The sequence below is a fragment of the Granulosicoccus sp. 3-233 genome, assembly GCF_052681095.1.
This window is the reverse complement of the sequence record NZ_JBQYLE010000004.1, coordinates 8820-27708: the sequence shown is the minus strand read 5'-3', so window position 1 is coordinate 27708 and position 18889 is coordinate 8820. Positions and strand designations below refer to the sequence as shown.

Annotated in this window: 19 protein-coding genes; 5 read left to right on the top strand and 14 right to left on the bottom strand. The window is 57.8% G+C overall.

Annotated elements, in window-relative coordinates:
- From ACUNV4_RS12070 to ACUNV4_RS12050, 5 genes are read right to left on the bottom strand one after another with little or no spacing between them, the layout of a single operon-like run.
- On the bottom strand, nucleotides 1-741 hold the full coding sequence (locus tag ACUNV4_RS12070) for a PIG-L deacetylase family protein (RefSeq protein ID WP_430878805.1): 741 nt from the start codon (nucleotides 739-741) through the stop codon (nucleotides 1-3).
- Nucleotides 738-1871: a hypothetical protein gene (locus ACUNV4_RS12065; RefSeq protein ID WP_430878804.1), complete on the bottom strand. Its 1134-nt coding sequence runs from the start codon at nucleotides 1869-1871 to the stop codon at nucleotides 738-740. The genes ACUNV4_RS12070 and ACUNV4_RS12065 overlap by 4 nt, the downstream gene beginning before the upstream one ends.
- A gap of 11 nt (nucleotides 1872-1882) precedes the next feature.
- The gene (locus ACUNV4_RS12060) at nucleotides 1883-2962 is read right to left on the bottom strand and encodes a glycosyltransferase family 4 protein (protein WP_430878803.1); all 1080 of its coding nucleotides are present in this window, start codon (nucleotides 2960-2962) and stop codon (nucleotides 1883-1885) included.
- Complete coding sequence (locus ACUNV4_RS12055) at nucleotides 2950-3906, bottom strand: glycosyltransferase family A protein (RefSeq protein ID WP_430878802.1); 957 nt, start codon at nucleotides 3904-3906, stop codon at nucleotides 2950-2952. Before ACUNV4_RS12055 ends, ACUNV4_RS12060 begins: the two co-directional genes overlap by 13 nt.
- The gene (locus ACUNV4_RS12050) at nucleotides 3896-5392 is read right to left on the bottom strand and encodes a glycosyltransferase family 2 protein (protein ID WP_430878801.1); all 1497 of its coding nucleotides are present in this window, start codon (nucleotides 5390-5392) and stop codon (nucleotides 3896-3898) included. The genes ACUNV4_RS12055 and ACUNV4_RS12050 overlap by 11 nt, the downstream gene beginning before the upstream one ends.
- Before the next feature lie 376 nt (nucleotides 5393-5768).
- Between ACUNV4_RS12050 and ACUNV4_RS12045 the strand changes: the two genes are divergently transcribed.
- Nucleotides 5769-6266, top strand: coding sequence for a helix-hairpin-helix domain-containing protein (locus ACUNV4_RS12045; protein ID WP_430878800.1), 498 nt, complete (start codon nucleotides 5769-5771; stop codon nucleotides 6264-6266).
- A 396-nt stretch (nucleotides 6267-6662) separates the two neighbouring features.
- Nucleotides 6663-7286: a cyclic nucleotide-binding domain-containing protein gene (locus ACUNV4_RS12040; protein ID WP_430878799.1), complete on the top strand. Its 624-nt coding sequence runs from the start codon at nucleotides 6663-6665 to the stop codon at nucleotides 7284-7286.
- A gap of 189 nt (nucleotides 7287-7475) precedes the next feature.
- Here the strand turns inward: ACUNV4_RS12040 and argS are convergent, their stop codons facing one another.
- The 4 genes from argS to ACUNV4_RS12020 form a co-directional block, all read right to left on the bottom strand.
- Entirely contained in the window at nucleotides 7476-9206 is a 1731-nt protein-coding gene (argS, locus tag ACUNV4_RS12035) for an arginine--tRNA ligase (RefSeq protein ID WP_430878798.1), read from the bottom strand.
- A gap of 176 nt (nucleotides 9207-9382) precedes the next feature.
- Nucleotides 9383-10690: a polyhydroxyalkanoate depolymerase gene (locus ACUNV4_RS12030; protein ID WP_430878797.1), complete on the bottom strand. Its 1308-nt coding sequence runs from the start codon at nucleotides 10688-10690 to the stop codon at nucleotides 9383-9385.
- Between the two features lie 238 nt (nucleotides 10691-10928).
- Nucleotides 10929-11219, bottom strand: coding sequence for a hypothetical protein (locus ACUNV4_RS12025; protein ID WP_430878796.1), 291 nt, complete (start codon nucleotides 11217-11219; stop codon nucleotides 10929-10931).
- Between the two features lie 97 nt (nucleotides 11220-11316).
- Entirely contained in the window at nucleotides 11317-12333 is a 1017-nt protein-coding gene (locus tag ACUNV4_RS12020) for a 1-aminocyclopropane-1-carboxylate deaminase (RefSeq protein WP_430878795.1), read from the bottom strand.
- A 146-nt stretch (nucleotides 12334-12479) separates the two neighbouring features.
- Between ACUNV4_RS12020 and ACUNV4_RS12015 the strand changes: the two genes are divergently transcribed.
- Nucleotides 12480-12998, top strand: a complete 519-nt coding sequence (locus ACUNV4_RS12015; protein WP_430878794.1) for an Lrp/AsnC family transcriptional regulator — start codon at nucleotides 12480-12482, stop codon at nucleotides 12996-12998.
- 97 nt (nucleotides 12999-13095) lie between these two features.
- Here ACUNV4_RS12015 and ACUNV4_RS12010 read toward each other — a convergent pair whose 3' ends face one another.
- From ACUNV4_RS12010 to ACUNV4_RS11990, 5 genes are all read right to left on the bottom strand, one after another.
- The gene (locus ACUNV4_RS12010) at nucleotides 13096-13533 is read right to left on the bottom strand and encodes a response regulator (protein WP_430878793.1); all 438 of its coding nucleotides are present in this window, start codon (nucleotides 13531-13533) and stop codon (nucleotides 13096-13098) included.
- Nucleotides 13530-15029: a sensor histidine kinase gene (locus ACUNV4_RS12005; protein WP_430878792.1), complete on the bottom strand. Its 1500-nt coding sequence runs from the start codon at nucleotides 15027-15029 to the stop codon at nucleotides 13530-13532. The genes ACUNV4_RS12010 and ACUNV4_RS12005 overlap by 4 nt, the downstream gene beginning before the upstream one ends.
- Nucleotides 15030-15308: 279 nt before the next feature.
- Nucleotides 15309-15929 carry an MSMEG_1061 family FMN-dependent PPOX-type flavoprotein gene (locus tag ACUNV4_RS12000; RefSeq protein ID WP_430878791.1) on the bottom strand — a complete coding sequence of 207 codons (621 nt, stop codon included), beginning with the start codon at nucleotides 15927-15929 and terminating at the stop codon, nucleotides 15309-15311.
- Between the two features lie 289 nt (nucleotides 15930-16218).
- Nucleotides 16219-17157: a homocysteine S-methyltransferase family protein gene (locus ACUNV4_RS11995; protein WP_430878790.1), complete on the bottom strand. Its 939-nt coding sequence runs from the start codon at nucleotides 17155-17157 to the stop codon at nucleotides 16219-16221.
- A 368-nt stretch (nucleotides 17158-17525) separates the two neighbouring features.
- Nucleotides 17526-17657, bottom strand: a complete 132-nt coding sequence (locus ACUNV4_RS11990; RefSeq protein WP_430878789.1) for a hypothetical protein — start codon at nucleotides 17655-17657, stop codon at nucleotides 17526-17528.
- Nucleotides 17658-17688: 31 nt separating this feature from the next.
- Between ACUNV4_RS11990 and ACUNV4_RS11985 the strand changes: the two genes are divergently transcribed.
- Both ACUNV4_RS11985 and ACUNV4_RS11980 read left to right on the top strand, forming a co-directional pair.
- The gene (locus tag ACUNV4_RS11985) at nucleotides 17689-18207 is read left to right on the top strand and encodes a glutathione S-transferase family protein (RefSeq protein WP_430878788.1); all 519 of its coding nucleotides are present in this window, start codon (nucleotides 17689-17691) and stop codon (nucleotides 18205-18207) included.
- Between the two features lie 69 nt (nucleotides 18208-18276).
- Nucleotides 18277-18726 (top strand): hypothetical protein, encoded by a 450-nt coding sequence (locus ACUNV4_RS11980; protein ID WP_430878787.1) that lies wholly within the window; start codon nucleotides 18277-18279, stop codon nucleotides 18724-18726.
- Nucleotides 18727-18889: the final 163 nt, after the last annotated feature.

Below are 18889 nucleotides of genomic sequence, written 5' to 3'. Positions count from 1 at the left end.
TCAGTCTGTCTGGAAAAACCACTCGTCTCCCGACTCGAAAAGTGCCACGAACCGGGCGGGCATCACGAACCCGTCAGGGTCATCGGTCACCACCTGGCCGAGCTGGGAACGATGGCAGGCTATCGCCTTGCGTTTCTGCGTCAGCCAGCGCGTCGTGTCAAACCGCACCGCGCCGGATACTTCATCCACGCCGGTCGTACGAAAGTTCTCCCAACGCGACCACACGGGATATTCGAGCAGGGACAAGCTTGCGACTTCCTCACACAGTGTCCGGGCCAGTAATGCGGTTGACTGGTGATCAGCATGTGCATCGGCGGGGCTGGTCGCAAACACGCGACGAATGCCGCGACTGGAACAATGCTGTGCGAGCCAGTCCACGGCACCCTGAAGTTCGTGAACATGGTGTGGCGCCGCACCATCCTGGAAGCCCAGCCAGAAGACATCCTCATGTGTCCCGCCAAGCGCAGCCACCGCATTGACCAGCTCTCTTTGACGCTCGACGGCGAGCCGGGTCTGATCCCACCGCTGGGAGCCGGGGTGAGAGCAACCCCCGTCGGTCACACAGACCACACTGGCACCGGTGTCCGCAAACGCCGCTGACAACAGCGCACCGCAGCCCAGGCTCTCGTCATCGGGATGCGGTGCGAGCACCAGTATCGGGGCGCCCAGTGTCAACTCCTGAACGCTCATTTCCTGCGCCTCGTTCGAGGCACCTTGCGATGCTGCATCGGATACGTTCATGGGTAGTCTCTTCCAGAGAGTGATTCGTTTCCCAGCAGTGCCACACGTCCCGCCAGCTGCAACAGCCCGTCGGGTGCAGCCTGTCGTAGATAGGTGGCAAGATCACGGCATTGTCTGCCCACGTGAGAATTCGATTCGAACAGGGGCAGGCCGATGGAGCGTTGCACCGCGCTGATCGCGTCGAGTCCGATTTCCTCGGTGAGCAGTCGGGTCGAAATGGATTCGGCCATGAGCGTGTCCGGATCAGCCGGAGTTCGCATTTCATCCACATGCGACGCCACGGTGGTGATCAGTTCACGTGCTGCACGTGCCCGAAAGAGTATCGGGGCGAGTCGCGCCACCTGCGCATCATTATCCAGCCGGCCGAGTTGTCGCAGCTCGTCGCGAGCCAGTTCAAGTGCGCCAAACACTCCACCGATCTGCACTGCAGCGATGCGCCAGACGCCACCATGAAACCACGGTTCTATCTGGTACACATTGGGCTTGCCGAAGGGTTCGACAGAATCCCCAGCCAGGTTGCTGAAATCATAGTGGCCGGACGCACTGGCCCGCATTCCGTTCATCTGCCAGGGCGACACATCGGCGCGTTCCTGATCGCTGACATCGACCAGGCAGAGTTGCACACCAGCGTCGGTTCTGGCGGTGATGACGGCCTGTCCCACATCGCCCAGACCTGAGGCATAACGTTTCTTTCCGGTGAGTCTGTTGGTGGCAGCGTCGAGGCTGACAGGGGTCTCCATATCTGCTCCCCAGACACCCAGCAGAAGACCATTCCTGACCTGATCCGCCACCCGAGACTGCAAATCCGCAGTTCCCCATCGACAGACCAGACCCAGCGCATTGACATGCCCTTCAAGCAGTCTCGCCAGGGGAAGGCTGTACTCGGCAATGTGGCTCAACGCCCGAACGGATGCGCGCGCAACTGCTCCCCCGGCACCCAGCGATTCTCCACCGAGAGAGAGGGGCAGGCACCGAATCAACCAGCCAGCGGCGCGCAGTGCGTCGACCGAGGCAGTTATACGACCATTGTCCTGATCCTCTGCTGCTGCCAGATGCCGAAGGCGTTCAACCGGCATAGGCGCAGAACGACTTTCCGCGGCCAGGGCATCCACAGTGGCGACACTTGTCATGATGCAGTTGATCAGGCTTCTCCCGGTTCAGCCACAGCACGATGATGCTTCTGGACAGTGGTGGTGCGTGAGGACTTGTCGGTATCCCGGCGACCCATCAACGTCATCCAGTGTCTGGCGACGGACTGAGGGTCGAACTCGGAACGCCCGTGTACAGGCGGGGTAAGCCCGCTGCGCCATTTTTCCAGCTGATTCAGGATGGCTGCCGTGTCGATCGATCTCAGCAATTGTTCTCTGCCGCCCAACACCTCCGACAGCGCACCCATTCCGGCCGGTGCCAGTACCGGAGTGCCGAGGGCATTGGCCTCCGCGCCGACGAGACCGAAGGTTTCACGAAAACGAGTCTGCGGATAGAACACACACAGCGCTCGGGCCATTTCAGTGTGAAGTTGTGGCCGAGTAAGCGCGCCCAGAACCACGATGCCCGAATTCTTCACCACGGGGTCGCGCAGATAGCCGGGATTGCATATCCTCAACTGCAACTCGGGTATCTGCCGGCGCACCTCGTCAAATCGCTCGATCACCTGTTCCAGGCCCTTGTGAGGCGAGCTGCAGAAAAGAAGATGATTCGGGTTTCGCTGTACCTGGCGCTGGTGATACACCTGCACCGGATTCGGTATGAATGAAGTGCGATCCGATGTCATGAATCCGCGCTGCGCGCGCCGACTGTCCATTTGATGGAAGCGGGAAACGCAGACCATCCTCGTATCGAACTGTTCCAGCTCATCGAACAGACGGCGATGACGATTGCTCAGAAAGTTGTGGCGCCACAGGATGATCTGACAGCCGGGATCCTTCCGTCGCCACAGAGCCATGAGTTTCGGCGAGTTGATGATGATGGTCACATCTCTTCTTGCCATGGACGCCTCCGTGCGCCAATCGTTGCCGATACGGCCCCTGTAGCGCACGTTTCCCGGACTGGTACAGCTATCTGTCCGGCAGTGCTGTATCACCTCCACACAGGCATTGCCAGCCAGCGCTTCAGCGAGCAGTACGACAGCCGATTCGGTACCCCCCATGGGCTCGGTGGTCAGGCTACGATGGTCATACGCTCGTGGACAGAATCCATCGACGATGCTTACGCGGAGCATTGAAATTCTCTCGAATCCGTGCGCACTCGGGCGATCTCCCGCTGCATATTGCGCCGCGATGCGGGAGTCATCGGTACGTCCGACAATCCGAGATCATCGGACAGGTACTTGAAGCGCACATCAGAGAGATCCATGACAACCGGGTCTATCGACTCGCCCTGGCGGAAGGCGCTGGCATCTGACCAGATCGATGCCCGATCACGCGAACGGCGCTCGCTGTCGTAATTCGTCTCACCCTGAACCGTCAGGGAGTCCTCACACTCGTATTTTGTCAGGAGAATCTGTGGCACCAGCCAGAGCACGCCGCCGTCGAAAATGAGACGATTGCGTATTTCGCGGTCCTCTTCAATGCAATTCCTGAAGCCGCCGACCTTTCTGAATACCGATGACCGGAACAGGCCGCAGTTGATCAGAATCCAGTCGCCTGGTACCCCCGCCGCCATTTGCAGATTCGGGAACACGTCATCAACAAGACTCAGTGCACGACGTATGTGATGACGTGAGCCATCGGCTCGGACGAGCGTATGTTCGCTGACCACCAGATCTACATCAAGCCTGGAACCGGGCTCGATGCCTGACAATCGCCAGTTGAGGATCGGGTGTGCTTCTATATCAGGGTTGGCAGCGACAGCCACCTGAGTGGATATCTTGTTGCTGTGGGGGAAGTCATCGCTATCATGAAACGTGATGAATCTGCAGTCGTTCAGGGCAATGGCGACATTCTTTGCCTGTGCCGTGCCGACATTGTGCATCAGCGAGATGTAGCGGAATCGCGGGTGAGGCAGGTAGCCAGCAACGGCTTCCGTTGTCTGGTCACTGGAACCATCATCGACTACCGTGACCACCAGATCCTCATGATCCTGAGCCAGAGCCGCTTCGATGGCATCACCGATGATGGATTCACGATTGAACGTGGGTATGACTACATTGACGCTATTTTCCATGACTGCTTGTCACCCCTTGAGGTTGATTCATGCATTGAGCTGAGGACGATATTCGGAGTGTGCGGTCGAGTGAGTGTGTTGATGCACTGCCCAACGCGCAGAGAAGAAGAGCAATTGTGGCCATGAACCACGACAGGCTGAGAGCGCAGATCGCGCTCGTGAGCAGCAGCAGCGGCACCAGCACCTGGCATGTGTCTATTCGAGCGACTGCGGTACTGCTTCGTCTGGTGCAACGGAAACGCATCCGCCGCATTGTCAGGCCGCTCAGCGTTGCCATCCCACTGCTCGACGCCAGAGTCCATCGCACGAACCACAATCCGGGTACGGATCGTGAGAGCCACACGGTGACCAGAAACTGCGCGATTATCGTGCCTGCTGCCATCAGCGATACACGGTGCCAGGCGGCGGGGTCGGACAGTTCGGCGAGGGACAGGAACACGCCAGCAAGGAGCGTCACCAGCGGTATGGTGACGAAGCTGCACCACGCACTCAGCTGGGCCAGATGTTCGGCAGACACCCGTTGACGATGATCCATCACGGACTGAATCAGTGCACGCAGCAGTGTCTGAAGATTTCCCACGATCCAGCGATGCCGCTGGCTTTGCAGTTCATGCAAACTCGGCGGCAGCAAGCCGCGTCCTGCCACCTGGGGCACGAAGACTCCCGCGAAACCGGCACGCTGCAGAGACATGGCCAGTTCGGCGTCCTCGGTGATGGTCTGCATCGGCCAACCGCCAACGGTTTCCAGGGCTGTCGCATCGATCACGGACAGGGTGCCTGTCAGTAACATCTGTCCACGACGATCAGCTGCTACTGCGTGCCGATGAAAGTAGTCGCCCAGCTCAAGCTCGACACACTGTTGCTGCTCAGTGACCTCGCGGTATGACTGCGGGAATTGCGCGAATTGAGCACCAGACTCGTCAAGTGCGGTAAAGGCCAGTTGCAGAAAGTCAGGCGTGACCTGATAGTCGGCATCCACCACGGCAATATGGCTCGTTCGGTCATCCATCAGACTTCTTGCTATTTCAAGCGCCCCTGCCTTTGCGCCTTCAACGTCCTCCCGGTGAACAAATCGAAACTCGGGTCCCAGCGCACGACAATGACTTTCGATGGGACGCCACAAACCCGGATCATCCGTGTTGTTGTCGATGACGATGATTTCCATGGCGTCATGCCTGAGTCTCGCCAGAGCGTTGAGCGTGCTCTTGACGATGTCCGGCGGCTCGTTGTGGATGGGTAGATGCACGGACACGAAGCGATCGTCAAGACTATCTCCGCTACCGATGTCATGACGACGGGTAAACCTGGCAGCATCATTCATCTTGTGGCGGCTGGCAGAGAGACTGTCGAACTGCAGTGCGATCCAGAGTGCCAATGCCGTAGCGTTGATCAGTACCAACCCTGTCGGCCAGAGAATGAGCGTTAGAACAGCAAGACTTGCCATGCAGATGCCGAGGGAATATTGCGTGGTGTGGGCAGGTTTCATCGACACGACATCTCAAGATAGAAACGTAGTCGCAAGCAGATAGTTGCGTTGCTGACTGTGTACTGATTCTCAGTCCTGCCTGATCGTTGGCGATATCTCGTGAAAGACTTACACCCGACCGGGAGAAATTTTCAAATCAGACCTCTGGTCAGGTGTACCAATGACCGGGGTTGGAGTAATCAATCGAAATTTCAATGATTCCCGTTATCCAGGGATCAACTCGCGTAGAACCAGGGGCATGGTGAGCGGACATGCCAAGGCTGCACAGCGACCGACAGTACGTCGCTAGCGAGCCGCAGAACAGCTGACGAGGATAGAGTGTCCGCCAATCGTGCCGTGTGCCTATACTCTGCGCAGGCAAGCCCGTAACAGAGACATGAAAAAGACTTCATATACTGACGAGAAAGGCCGAACACGCTGGACGCGCAATGATGAGGTAGCTGCCGTGGTCAAGCAACTGGGCGAGTACCTGATCATTGGCGGCTATCCGGAAGAGCATGCCAGGCGCTATGGACAACTGGCGCATGCGATATCCCGCTGGCCTGTCTGCATCGATCAGCTGGCCGAGGCCGGCGAATTGCACCGGATCAATGGCGTGGGTGGTGTCATTACCGGTTATCTCACCGAGATCGTGAATACAGGCACCACCGAGAAATTCAATGATGATCAGTACGGCACACCTCCGCCGCGGTCCGTGCTCGAACTCACCGCCATCGACCGGCTGGGTCCCAAGACCGCGCGTACCCTGTACCAGGATCATGGCATCGACAGCCTGCAAAGCCTGTGCGCGGCCTTGAAGTCCGGCCAGCTGGCAGGGATCAAAGGCTTCGGGCCGAAAATGCAGACGACGATTCGGGGCTTGTGTGGCAATTGATGGCGTTCGGCGGCCATCGTCAGGACCGTTGATCTGAACGGTAAAGGCCGATCGAATGTTGGCCGTTCTCTCGCCGATCAACCCAGCCTTGCCTGCTGTCGAGCAGGCAGCTACAGGACCATGGCTCAGAGATGCGTCCGCCAGAACATGTGTTCTGGCAGTGACGTCGACATCTTCCAGAGCCACGCCGTACGGCACGAAACAGGGGATACTTCTGGCGGAGCAGCTTGCCGACAGCACGAGCGCTCTTTCACTATCGAATCGTTGCCGCGATCACTCGTTTATAGTAGCTTGACTGACAGTTTCTGCTGATTTCTGTTTGAAGGAAACGCCTGCAAGGTCTTGCCTGTGGACCATCTGTTTGCTGCGCATACATCGAGTCTGGAGCACGTGATAATGGTGGCACCGCATACTGACGGCATGACCCGGTTCTTTGATGGAACCCACCGACAAACATACCCGGCCAACTCGGTCATTCTGTCTGGCGGAGACGTTCCCCAGTCCGTGTATTGCATTGACAGCGGCTCTGTTGCTGTCGTGGTCAATGATCTTGATGATAGAGAATACGTACTGACCTATCTATACGCTGGCGACATATTCGGAGAGTCGGGCTTGTTTGACCAGAAGCCGCAACCATTCATTCGGGTAGAGACTCGTGTCGAATGCACGTTGGCCGAAATGAATTGCGATTATTTTCGCCGCCTCGCCGAGAGCAGTCCGAAGCTGTGGTATGAACTATCCGTTCGGATGGCAGCACGGCTCCACACAAACTACAACAAGGTGCATGATCTGGCATTTTTCGATGCGACAAGGCGAGTGACATCCGCCTTGCTGGATCTCACCCTGATGCCGGATGCCATTGATCATCCTGACGGTAGGCAGCTTGACATCACCAGAAAGGAACTTGCACGCGTTTCCGACTGCTCTCCCGGCACGGTCGGTTCCGTACTCAGGGAACTGGAAGACCGTGGCTTGATTCACGTCAGAGGTCGTGCAGTTGTGGTGTATGGTACGCGCTGATCGCAGCAGCAGAGACTGGATGACGTCGAAACGCCTTGTAAAACGGTATGAATTTGCCGCTTGCTGACTCGCTGCGGACTACCATGAAGACTGCCTATGCCCTGTGTGAGTAGCAGGGCATGGACAGCTTGCAGTGGCCTGAGTGCCGCATCAGGATCGCGTGATGCCGGCGGCGATCACACGCGATCGCTACATCCTCTCTGGCGCCCGTATGCCCAGCAGTGACAAACCGGTTGCCAGTGTACGTGCCGTCAGGCGACACAGCGCCAGACGACTCAGGCGTGTTTCCGCATCCGGTGCATCCACCACGGGGCAGGAGTTGTAGAAGCTGGAGTAGGCCGTGGCCAGGTCGAACAGATAGGTGGCCAGGCGATGGAACAACAGCGAACCGCTGACTTCCTCGATCACATTGGCAAAGCGCAGCAATTGCATGGCAAGTGCCTTCTCGGCCTCGTCCGCAATGACCATCGGTGCCTGATCGATTTCGTCTTCACCGATGCCGTGGCTGGCCATGGCGCGGCGTACGATCGATTGCACCCGTGCATGCGCATACTGCATGTAAGGGGCAGTATTGCCTTCCAGTGCCAGCATGCGATCGAAATCGAAGACGTAGTCTCGGGTGCGTTCGCTGGACAGATCGGCGTATTTGACCGCACCGATGCCCACCATCTGTGCCACTTCCGCTCGCTCCTCGGTCGAGAGTTCCGGGTTCTTTTCCTCGATGGTGGCTGCCGCCCGTTCAATGGCCTCGTTCACCAGGTCCGACAGGCGAATGGTGTCCCCGGTGCGGCTCTTGAACATCTTGCCGTCGGCACCCAGCACGGAGCCGAAGGCGATGTGTTCGGCAGTGGCGGGCGGTTTCAGCCAGCCAGCCATGCGTCCGGCCTCGTAGACCATCTCCAGATGCTGTGACTGGGGTGAGCCCACGACATACAGCAGGCGATCGGCGTGCAGCGCCTGGGTGCGCTGGCGCAGGGCGGCCAGATCGGTTGCCGCGTAGCCATAGCCGCCATCTCGCTTGCGCACGATCAGGGGCAGGGGCTCGCCATCGCGATTCCTGAAGCCGGGAGGAAACAGGCATTCGGCACCGTCGCTGGTCTGAATCAGGCCCAGATTGCGCAGTTCTTCCAGGGTCGGGGCCAGTTCGTCGTTGTAGGCACTCTCACCCACGAATTCCGAGCCATCGAGACGCACTTCCAGCTGTCCGTACACCTGCATGAAGTACTTCTGGGATTGCTCGATCAGCAGCTTCCACAGTCGCAGGGTTTCCGCATCGCCCGATTGCAGTGAGACCACGCGGTTGCGGGCGCGGGTCTGGAATTCCTCGGAGGCTTCGAACTTCTGCCTGGCAGCACGATAGAAACCGTTCAGGTCGCCCTGTGACAGCTCCTGAGTGGCCTCGGTTTCCCCCAGGTCCAGCAGATGCTCGATGAGCATGCCAAAGGGGGTGCCCCAGTCACCCAGATGATTGCGACGCAGCACCTCATGTCCCTGCCATTCAAGCAGCCGCACACAGGCATCACCGATGATGGTGGAGCGCAGGTGGCCGACATGCATCTCCTTGGCAACGTTCGGAGCCGAGTAATCGATGACGATGGTCTGGCGCTCCGGTGGTTCGAAGCCCAGCAGCGTATCGGCACGCTGTTCTTCGAGCATGCCGCCCAATGCGCCGGCTGCCAGAGTGATGTTGATGAAACCGGGACCGGCGATCTCGAGCTTGTCGATCAACTCGTCGGCTTCCACCACCTCGATAACCGCCGCGGCGATCTCACGCGGGTTCTTCTTCAGCGCCTTGGCCATGGCCATGGCGGCATTGGCCTGAAAGTCGGCATGGCGACTGGCCTGCAACACCGGGTCGACCGGATGGACGGACGCATCGGAACCGCTGTTCCTGGCCACTTGGGTGAAGGCTGCGCTCATTGTGGCGCGCACACGTTGTTCGGGACTGATCACGAGATGACGATATTGCGTATTGGCAGGTCGCGCAGCATACCGTACAAGGCAGGGTCAGGCGTACCCTCAGGGTCAGGAACGGCGTTCACAAGCGACCGGCGAACACGGCCGACCTGCGGTTGCCAGCCGCGACTGGGGGGGCTTCAGGCTGCCCTGGATGTCTCGCTGGTATCCGCGCCGGTATCGGTATTGGATTCGGTATCGTTGCCCGCCTGACGTCGGAAGCGCACCGTGCGGATCATTTCCCGGATGCGCGGCTGAATCTCCGTTCGCCAGCGCGTGCCGTTGAATACCCCGTAATGACCGACGCCCGGCTGCACGTAATGCCAGCGACTCTCGTCGGGGATGTTCGGACACATGTCCTGAGCGGCTTCCGTCTGACCCAGTCCACAGATGTCGTCGCGCTCACCCTCGACCGTCATCAGGGCAGTGTCCTTGATGGCACCGAGGTCGATGACTTCACCCTTGTAGGTGAATTCACCCTTGGGCAGTGCGTGCTGTTGAAAGACGCGCTCTACTGTGTCGAGATAGAACTCGGCCGGCAGGTCCATGACCGCCAGATACTCATCGTAGAAGCGGTTGTGCTGTTCGACGCTGTCACAATCGCCCTTGATCAGGTCGTTGAACACGTTCTTGTGGGCCTCGATATGACGGTTCAGGTTCATCTGCATGAAGCCGGACAACTGGATGAAACCGGGATAGACCCGGCGCATGCAGCCGGCATTGGGCCAGGGCACATGCTCGATGACGTTGTTCCTGAACCATTCAATGGGCTTGGACTCGGCCAGTTCGTTCACCGCCGTGGGGTTGCGCCGTGTATCCAGCGGGCCTCCCATCAGGGTCAGGGAGGCGGGGGTGCACTCATCCTGCATGGCCGCCATGACCGCTGTTGCTGCCAGTGCCGGCACCGAAGGCTGGCAGACCGCGATCACATGCACATCGTTCCCCAGCCAGCGCACGCATTCGATGATTTCGGTGATGAAGTCGTCCAGACTGAACGAGCCCATTGCCACCGGGACTTCCCGGGCGTCCCGCCAGTCGGTGATGTACAGATTGTGTTCGGGCAGCATCGCCTTGACGGTGCCACGCAGCAAGGTGGCGTAATGCCCCGACATGGGCGCTATCAGCAGCACCTTGGGGTCGTAGCGCTTGCCGCAGACTGTCTCGTCCCTGTCGAAGTGCAGCAGATCACACCATGTGCGCTGCAGCACGATCTCTTCGGTGATAGGCACATCCAGTCCGTGAATCCGGGTGCTGTCGATGTCCCATTCCGGCTTGCCATAGCGCCGCGTCATGTTCTCGAACATGGTGGCCGAGGCAGAGATCCAGCGTTGTGCGTAATTGTCAGGCCAGGGGTTGAAAGGGGAGTTCACCATACGTCGCATCCAGCGACCCTGAATGCGCAAGGGCATCAGTGCTGAACGGGCCATCTCGTAGGTGTGATATTTCATGCAAAACTCCCAGCCTGGAGGGTGGTCTCAATATGTTGTATGCAGTGTGCAATAGTCAATCGTGAGGACGATTGCAGACGCTCACAGGAGTCGTGACCGATTTTCTAGTTGAAGCCGTCGAACCAGTCCCGATCTGCGACTACTGTCAGGTATTAGCGGCCTGAGGAACAAAAGCCTTCGGCAAGCATTACCGAGACAGCCTCCAATGCACCGAAATTGTGCGGTATATCAAGCGCTTTCAGATCGATTTCGAGAGTAGCAAGCGAGAGAACTGGTATGGTAGTGGGCAAATGGCCCATTGACTATTGAGAAAAGCGTCGTTCTTCCTTCTGGCTGGTTCGATGTTCAGTTCGTTGCTCGGTTCAATTTCCAGGTCGATTTGCAGCTCAATCTGCGGTTCAGTGCGCAGTCTGGCGTGCTGTTTGGCGTGCTGTTTGCCGTGCTGTTTGCCGTGCAATTCGCCTTGCAATTCAGCGTTCAGGTCGTCGCGCAGTCCAACGCACAGCCCAACCTGCTGTTCGACGCTCACATGCCTCGTCCGTTGTCATTCCATCCGGACGAGGCAAGTAACAGGCGTTCAGGCGACGCCAGTTCCGCCAATTCACATCGTGAGGGCGATCGCCCTGTCAGCCGTTGCGATAGGTATAGCTGTAACCGTTCAGGGCCGGCGCGCCGCCCAGGTGGGCGTAGAGCACCTTCGAGCCTTCCGGGAAGAAGCCCTTGCCGATCAGGTCGATCATGCCCTGCATGGATTTGCCTTCGTAGACGGGGTCGGTGATCATGGCTTCGGTGCGGGCAGCCAGACGGATGGCCTCATTGGTCTCCTTGCTGGGCACACCATAGGCGGGGTAGGCGTAATCCGGGTTGATGACGATTTCATCATCGCGCACTGGGCGTCCCAGTTCCACCAGTTCGGCAGTGTTGTCCACAATCTGCCGAACCTGCCGACGCAATTGCTCGGGGGTGCCTGAACCGTCTATGCCGATGACCCTGTCGGCGCGGTTGTCCTCGGCAAAGCCGACAATCATGCCGGCCTGGGTGGAGCCGGTGACCACGCAGACCACGATGTAGTCGAAGCGGATGCCCATCTCGGCTTCCTGGGCCCGTACCTCTTCGGCGAAGCCCACATAGCCGAGTCCGCCATACTGGTGTACGGACGCACCTGCGGGAATGGCATAGGGCTGGCCTCCGGCGTCACGCACCGATTGCATGGCCTCTTCCCAGCTCTGGCGAATGCCGATATCGAATCCCTCGTCCACCATGCGGCTGTCAGCCCCCATCAGGCGCGTCATCAGGATGTTGCCGACGCGATCGTAGACAGCGTCCTCGTGTGGCACCCAGCTTTCCTGGATGACCACGCATTTCATGCCGATCTTGGCGGCGGTAGCGGCCACCATGCGGGTGTGATTGGACTGCACTCCACCAATGGAAACCAGGGTGTCTGCGCCCGAGGCAATGGCGTCGGGCACGATGTACTCCAGTTTGCGCAGCTTGTTGCCGCCCATGGCCAGGCCGGAGTTGCAGTCATCGCGCTTGGCGTAGATCTGCACCTTGCCGCCCAGCGCGTCTGTCAGACGAGGCAGGTGCTCGATGGGAGTGGGGCCGAAGGTGAGTGGGTAGCGTTCGAATCGGGACAGGTTCATGGAGGCAGCCTCTGGTGTCGGTTTCCGTGAGATAAAGTCTGCTGGAAATCGCATGGAAGCTGCTTTCAGAATCAGCTACCTGAGTGATCATGAATGGGTGATAGGATGTTCCGAATTGCCATGATTGCTCGAAAAAGAGGCTGAAATTGGAAGATTCCATCATCACCATCGAGCTGGATCGTATTGACCGCAAGATTCTCAAACTCCTGCAGGCCGATGGACGGCTGAGCAATGCGGAGCTGGCGCAGCAGGTTAACGTCAGTGCGGCCACCTGTCACCGACGAACGCAGCGGCTGATCGAGGGAGGCTGCATCTCGGGATTTCGCGCCATGATCAATCCCGCGAGCGTTTCGCGCGGCGCTCTCGTCATGGTAGGTGTGGTGCTGGATCGCTCGACGCCCGAGAGTTTCGCCGCCTTCGAGGCCGCCATTCTGAAACTGAGTTTCGTGCTGGATTGCCACCTGGTAGCCGGTGACTTCGACTATTTCCTGAAAGTGCGGGTCAGGGACATGGCCGATTTCAACAAGCTGCACGGGGAGCAGCTGATCGCGTTTCCGGGTGTGCGGCAGATCCGCAGCTTCTTCGTGATGAAGGAAGTGACGGACAACGCGGAGCTGGATTTTCAGGTGGAACCTGCCTCAGCGACGATGCGCAGGGCAGATTGACGTTATTGATCAAGGCGAACAATTCCTTGGCGACAGCCACAGGGCATTCGGACCACGCCCCTGATGTCCGGTCAGCCAGCGTTTTCGCTCAGAGCCTTCAACTGCCCGGAGGACTGTCTTCCCAGCTGTCGAGCTTGTCCGCTATGGCATGTGCGTCAGTGGTACTGAACGGCTTGACCAGATAATCGGCTACCCGGGCATTGCTCAACGCCTTTTGCCTGTCGGTGTCAGCGCTGGAGGAGGTCAGCATCACGATGAATCGCGGATCGTCAGTCAGCCCTATCTCCTTCAGACGTTCGAGGAAGTCAAATCCGTTCATGACCGGCATGTTGATGTCCAGCAGCATCAGCAGCACCGGAAACTGTTCCGGATCCTGCAGACGATTGGCCGCATGATCCTGCAAAAGCGCGAGCGCCTCCTTACCGGACTGGGCCGTGTCGACCGTGTCGAATCGACCACTGCGTTTCAGCGCTCGGCTATGCACCATGAGGTCGATCGCATTGTCGTCGACAATGAGTACGCTATGCCTTTTCATGTCGAAGGCCTCGCGTGTTCCGGCAGGTGAATGCTGAACACCGTCGGCTTGCGAAGACTGGCAATCCGAACCTGACCGCCCAATCGGTCGACATGCTTCTTGACGATATACAATCCGAGGCCATGGCCGATATGCTGCGACGAGCCACGGGTGAACATCGTGAAGGCGTCATCGCCCAGTTCCTTGTCGATGCCCAGTCCATTGTCACTGACTTGCACCACGACCTGATCGTCTTCTCTGAATGAGCGTATCGAGATCGTCGGATTGTCCTCGGATTCATCACGAAACTTGCGCGCGTTCGACAACAGGTTCGTCATCACCTGCGTAATGCGTGTCCTGTCGGAATGAAGTGTGCTCACGTCCAGATGCAGCTCGACTTTGTCAGCCGGATCCGGATCACAGTCCGCCAGCTGCGTGGTAATGATATCCTCGACGACGGCGGCCAGATCGAACTCGGTGGCGTTGACCGAAGCGGTATCGGCTCTGGCGAGAATCATCAGGTCAGTGACCAGGTTGTTCAGCTTCAGCAGTCGCCCCTGTGCCATGCTTATCATCTCGGGCAATTGCTCATACTGCGCATCGCTGATGTCCTCGGCGATGGTATTCAGCAGGCCGCGTGTGGTGGTGATTGGCGCTACCAGATCGTGTGACACATGGTAGTTGAACTGGGACAGTTCTTCGTTGGCCTGCAGCAGGTTTTTCTGGTCAAGGTGCTGTTGGGTCACGTCGTAGAGTACGGCCACGCTCCCCGAGACGGCGCCATTGGCGCCACGCCAAGCCCTGCATTCGATCTCGATCCAGCTCTCCGCGCTGTCCGCCGGCGACACGGCTTCGATGCGCCTTGGTGGCTGCTCGCCCGCCATGCTTGCATCGATATCGTTCAGCAGGGGCAATCTGGCTTCCAGCCGTTCAGCATAGTCCTCTTCCAGAAGCTCTTCGATGCTGATGGGTTGCGAGAGCAGTCTGGATTGCAGCTGCGCAAATGCTTCACTACAGGCCAGAATACGGTGAGATGCATCAACCATGACCACCGCACTGGGCATGGCCCTGACCAGGGTGCGCAGTGACTCGGTGGACTCCTTGCGCTCCGCCCGGTTCCTGGACATTTGCGCAATCAGATCCGGATCGGTCACGGGGCGGCTGACGCCTACCTGCCTGACCACCTTGCCATCTTCGAAAATCGGGTTCTTGATCGTGTGCATATAGCGCACGACACCGTCGGCATCGGTGACCGGTTCTGCCGGTATGTCGAGCATCTTGCCGGTCTGGAAGACCTTGTGATCATCACTGACGTATTGCAGGGTGTCGTCAGGGTCGCTTTGTTCGCCGTCGATCAGCTCGCGCAGCTGTTCATTGCTCAGGCCATAGTACTCACGAAATTCTCGATTGGCCCACAGCAGACGCGACTTGGGTCCCTTGACCAGAACCATGTCCGTCATGGCGTCGAGAATCTCCTCGAACCAGGCAGCGCTGTTGGTCGATTGCGCGTCAGTCATGTGGCCTCCGTACTTTGGGCTTGAGAGAAAAACCGGACTCTGGTTGCCATCAGCCGAAATCCAATGCCGGCCGAGCGGGTGTTGCCGATGACAACAGCCCCGACTTTCATGATATCGACGACGCGATTGTAAACATGAGTGTCACGTTACTGATATGGGCGTCACGTTACTGTATGGCCCGTGTAACTGTTTCTGGCTGCGTCACAACAGGCTGCTGACGATGCACGTGGTGATGATCGGATTGCCGTCATTCAAGGGACCGCCTGGAAGCTCGGAAAGTCAATACATCCGATTGTCGAAGTCGTCATCGATCATCGCCTGCATCTCCTCCACACTCTCGGTCAATGCCGCATGGGCTACGGTGGAAACGGCATAGGAAGGGATGTCGTCAGTCATTGGCCATTTGTTCGGATGCCAGATATTGGAGCGGGCAATGGACTTGGCACAATGCACGAAAGCCTCTTCGACAGTGACGGCGGTAATCAGATCCGGCTCCTTGCCCTTCACGGCAAATCCGGCTTGAAGTGCATCATCCCGCACCACCTGAGCGGTTCCGCTCACTCGCAAGATGAAGGGGAAGCCCGGGATCAGGAAAATGATTCCGATCTCGGGATTGGTCAGCAGATTGTGGAAGGTATCGGCCCGCTGGTTGCCAAGCCGCTCGGGAATGGCAAGCGTCTTGTCATTGATAACGTGAACGAAACCGGCCGCATCACCCTTGGGCGACATATCCAGCAATCCATCACTGCCGCGAGTGGAGAGCACGATGTAAGGGGAGGCGGCGATATAGCGCCGGCAGATATCGTCGATATGGTCAATGCATTTACCGGCCATGCGGTGGCTGGGCGTGCCGACAATCTCGCGCAGACGTTCCTCGGTCGTGATGACTTCGTCGAACATCAGCGAACTCCGTGGCGTAATGCAATGGGTGATTCGTTTACCGTACTCCTTGCCGGCGGGTGCCTGCAACCCTTGACGACTGCCGAGCTCAAGACGATGCACGCGCCTCAGCTCTGCACGGGTACCAGGTCCAATGCAAGCGAGCGACACACAGCAAGCAACTCCTGCGCTGGAGTTTCATCGGTCAGATTGCGAGAAATTGCGATACCGCCGATCAGAAGTACCGCTGGTTGCATTGCCTGTTTACGATCAATTACATTGGAGTCAGTGGGTTGGCAATGGTGAACAGCTACGGAATCACAGCCTTCGCTTGTTCAGCGATGCATTTCATGTGTCGCATGTCCGTTCCACAGCATCCGCCCAGAATGGATAGGTGTGGAAACATTCGCCGTAGATCCGCCAGTTGTGCGCCGAGCTCAACAGGATCGCCGTGATCAAGAGATACGGCTTCGTCAAGTTCGGCATGGCTGCAGCGCGAAGCATTGACAACCAGCCCCTTGACCCTGTGAAACCAGGGTTCGTCGGCCAACACGTGTGTGAAGTGATCTGGATGAGCGCAGTTGACCATGAAGTAGATGGCGTCGGTATCGGTCGCCTCATCTACGGCTATGATCGCATTCTTCAACGATATTCCAGTTGGCAAGCAACCATTTTTCTCAACCGTAAAGGAAATGGCAACGGGTTTTCCAAATGTCTTTCCGCTGCGGACAATTCCAATCGCCTCTTCCGGGTAGCATAACGTCGTCGCGCAGATGAAGTCGGCATCTGTCCGGGACAACGTTTCAATTTGTTCGTCGTGGTAGTTTTCGGCCTCATCCGCTGTCATCAATTCTTCAGGGGCGTATCCGTCCCCGCGCGGGCCAACCTGGCCGCACAGGACAATGGGAACATCGTCATGCTGTTCACGTATCTGAACAATCAGTTCTATTGCATCCAGGTTCAACCGTTCCAGCGATTGCCGGCTCTGGCCAATTTGTGCGCCTCTGTCACGGTTGGCAACCCACGTAGCGCTGTCAATGATTACACCTACCTTGAACTGTTGAGCCAACTCGATAAGGCTTGAATAGTATCCTCGCAGCATATCTCTTCCATTTTCTGATTCGAGCAATGGGTAAGACGCAAAACCGGGCAGGTCAACTCCATGATTGAATTTCAGATCGGTTTCTGCACCCATATAACTGAGATACAGGTCGTGGCCCAACTGTGGCATCGTATGACTGTGTGCCATTCTAATTCCCCTGTGTTTCACACCGTCAGCTTACACTTTCGGGGTGAGGGGGAAGTCCAAGCCAGTTCTGAGCAACGTTGGGCGGATAGAGGTGAACGTAATCATTATCCGGGCAAATACTTGCATCAACCTCTGGTGCCTGTCGTCCTATCTTGATCATCTCAGGTTCGATATTCGGCTTTGCCAGAGTGCTTGGCCCGGGAGAAGTGGCTCAGCCCTGCACGGGTACCAGGTCCAATGCAAGCGAGCGACACACAGCAAGCAACTCCTGCGCTGGAGTTTCGTCGGTCAGATTGCGAGAAATTGCGATACCGCCGATAAGAAGAACCACTTGTTGCATTGCCTGGTTACGATCAATTGGATTGGAGTCAATTCAGACCCGCATGTTCCATCACCTTGTCGATGCTGATACCGTCGAAACCCAGTCGGCTGAACAACACTGCGACGGACTCCGGAATGCGTTGGCGAGTCAGGGATTTGTGATCTTCTTTCCAGGGCATTGTCGGCTCTACAGCGAATGTCGAGATCTGGGTGACACGAATACACTCTATTCACCCCTTCGGCAAGATACCGGTACTGGTGCACGGCGACAGGCATCTGATCGAGACCCCGAGTATCTGCCGCTATCTGGATACTACCTTTACAGGACCAGCGCTGCAGCCGGAAGACCCCTGGTTGCGAGCCCAGGTGGATCAATGGACTTCAATGCTTGCATTGTATGTCGACCATGTGATCGTGCGTAGCTACCTGCTGGAATTCGTGTTCCCCAAGGGCAAGGAGGGTGCCGTACGTCAGGAGGTGGTAGATGCTGCCAAACCGGAGTTGGCTCGCGTACTGAAACTGCTGGACGAACAGCTTGCCGAAGGCGATTATCTCGTAGGAGACACCTTCAGTATCGCCGATGCGATAGCCGCGCCGATGCTCGATTATCTGTCAGGTTTGCCAGCGGCTGAAGGATTTCTGGTTGATCTACCGCGACTGATTGCGTATGTGGACAGGCTCAGAAAGCGCCCATCCGCGGGCAAGGTGCTGGTGGCACCGACGTTTTGATAAAGGCCGGTTGCATATTCCCCGATGGAAAGATCAATCGGTAAATCTCTCAACGATAGAGTCACAACCATGTCAGCACCCTTCGTGCCCGATGACTTTTCCGTGCCGCCCGGATTGAATACCGACCACTTTCGGTTGGAGTCGCTGGGCCCGCAACACAACGCGCGTGATCACGACGCGTGGATGTCGAGTATCGATCACATCCGGACAACGCCCGGGTTTCCTCGCGGCAAGAGCAGTTGGCCTTTCGCGATGCCACTGGAGAAAAATCTCGCCGACCTTGAAATGCACGCGGACGATTTCGCAGCCCGGCAGGGATTCACCTACTCGGTGCTGGATGGTGATGAGGTCATTGGATGCGTCTACCTGTACCCGGCGAAGCAGGATGACTTTGATGTGGAAGCAGCATCATGGGTGAGGGCCAGCCATGCTCAACTGGATGTCGTGCTCTGGGAGACTGTCTCAGCGTGGTTGTCGGATGTCTGGCCGTTCAAGCGCGTGCTCTACGCGCCGCGCTGAGTGAGAACAACAGCGTGAAAACGCCCGTCAGTAACGATCCTGCGTCGTGACGGACGCTGGCTCTGTAAACGCATCATCACAGACGCACAGACGCACAGACGCACAGACGCACAGACGCACAGACGCACAGACGCACAGACGCACAGACGCACAGACGCACAGA

Excerpts from the sequence above, each read along its gene's own strand:
- ACUNV4_RS12070 (WP_430878805.1), bottom strand. The coding sequence starts at position 741 with ATGAACGTATCCGATGCAGCATCGCAAGGTGCCTCGAACGAGGCGCAG.
- ACUNV4_RS12060 (WP_430878803.1), bottom strand. The coding sequence starts at position 2,962 with ATGCTCCGCGTAAGCATCGTCGATGGATTCTGTCCACGAGCGTATGAC.
- ACUNV4_RS11990 (WP_430878789.1), bottom strand. The coding sequence starts at position 17,657 with ATGCCCTGGAAAGAAGATCACAAATCCCTGACTCGCCAACGCATTCCG.
- ACUNV4_RS12005 (WP_430878792.1), bottom strand. The coding sequence starts at position 15,029 with ATGACTGACGCGCAATCGACCAACAGCGCTGCCTGGTTCGAGGAGATT.
- ACUNV4_RS12040 (WP_430878799.1), top strand. The coding sequence starts at position 6,663 with ATGGTGGCACCGCATACTGACGGCATGACCCGGTTCTTTGATGGAACC.
- ACUNV4_RS12055 (WP_430878802.1), bottom strand. The coding sequence starts at position 3,906 with ATGGAAAATAGCGTCAATGTAGTCATACCCACGTTCAATCGTGAATCC.
- ACUNV4_RS12000 (WP_430878791.1), bottom strand. The coding sequence starts at position 15,929 with ATGTTCGACGAAGTCATCACGACCGAGGAACGTCTGCGCGAGATTGTC.
- ACUNV4_RS12065 (WP_430878804.1), bottom strand. The coding sequence starts at position 1,871 with ATGACAAGTGTCGCCACTGTGGATGCCCTGGCCGCGGAAAGTCGTTCT.
- argS (WP_430878798.1), bottom strand. The coding sequence starts at position 9,206 with ATGAGCGCAGCCTTCACCCAAGTGGCCAGGAACAGCGGTTCCGATGCG.
- ACUNV4_RS12020 (WP_430878795.1), bottom strand. The coding sequence starts at position 12,333 with ATGAACCTGTCCCGATTCGAACGCTACCCACTCACCTTCGGCCCCACT.
- ACUNV4_RS12030 (WP_430878797.1), bottom strand. The coding sequence starts at position 10,690 with ATGAAATATCACACCTACGAGATGGCCCGTTCAGCACTGATGCCCTTG.
- ACUNV4_RS11995 (WP_430878790.1), bottom strand. The coding sequence starts at position 17,157 with ATGGCACACAGTCATACGATGCCACAGTTGGGCCACGACCTGTATCTC.
- ACUNV4_RS12050 (WP_430878801.1), bottom strand. The coding sequence starts at position 5,392 with ATGAAACCTGCCCACACCACGCAATATTCCCTCGGCATCTGCATGGCA.
- ACUNV4_RS12010 (WP_430878793.1), bottom strand. The coding sequence starts at position 13,533 with ATGAAAAGGCATAGCGTACTCATTGTCGACGACAATGCGATCGACCTC.
- ACUNV4_RS12045 (WP_430878800.1), top strand. The coding sequence starts at position 5,769 with ATGAAAAAGACTTCATATACTGACGAGAAAGGCCGAACACGCTGGACG.
- ACUNV4_RS11980 (WP_430878787.1), top strand. The coding sequence starts at position 18,277 with ATGTCAGCACCCTTCGTGCCCGATGACTTTTCCGTGCCGCCCGGATTG.